This is a genomic window from Burkholderia sp. BCC1640 (assembly GCF_902833125.1).
In the GTDB taxonomy this organism is placed as follows: domain Bacteria; phylum Pseudomonadota; class Gammaproteobacteria; order Burkholderiales; family Burkholderiaceae; genus Burkholderia; species Burkholderia diffusa.
Map to the genome: position 1 here is coordinate 1 of NZ_CADFEF010000164.1, position 460 is coordinate 460.

The 460-nt window shown below is 60.7% G+C and carries 1 pseudogene; it reads left to right on the forward strand.

Annotated features, from left to right (window positions below):
• A pseudogene (locus HWX25_RS33020) lies at positions 1-330 on the forward strand (capsular biosynthesis protein); the annotation flags it as partial.
• Positions 331-460 lie beyond the last annotated feature (130 nt).

Genomic DNA, 460 nt, shown 5'->3' on the forward strand with positions numbered 1-460 from the left:
GACGCAATCCGCCACGCGTCCGAATTCGCGATGCACGAAGGGGCCGACCTGTTCGTGAAACCGCATACGGCCGAGACCGACGAGAACGAGATCGAGGCAATCCTGCGCTTGCGGGAAACCTATCACTTCGAGATCGTCACATCGCCGACCACGGAACTGCTCCGACATGCGCAAGCCGTCGTCACGATCAATTCGACGGTCGGACTGGAGGCGATGCTGTACGGAAAGCGCGTGGTGTCGCTGGGCCGTTGTTTCTACAAGGAATTCGATCGCCATCGGCTGCTCAGGTACATCCATTCGTTCCTGATCGACGACATCGACTACTTCGGCACCGATCGCGTCCCCGCCCACGCGGCCAGGCGCGTGTTCGAAAGGGCGGCACCGACATCAGCGTCACGTTGCGACAGACCGCCGAGGCAATCATCGAAGACTGCCGCCGCAATATGTTCATGAAGCCGCG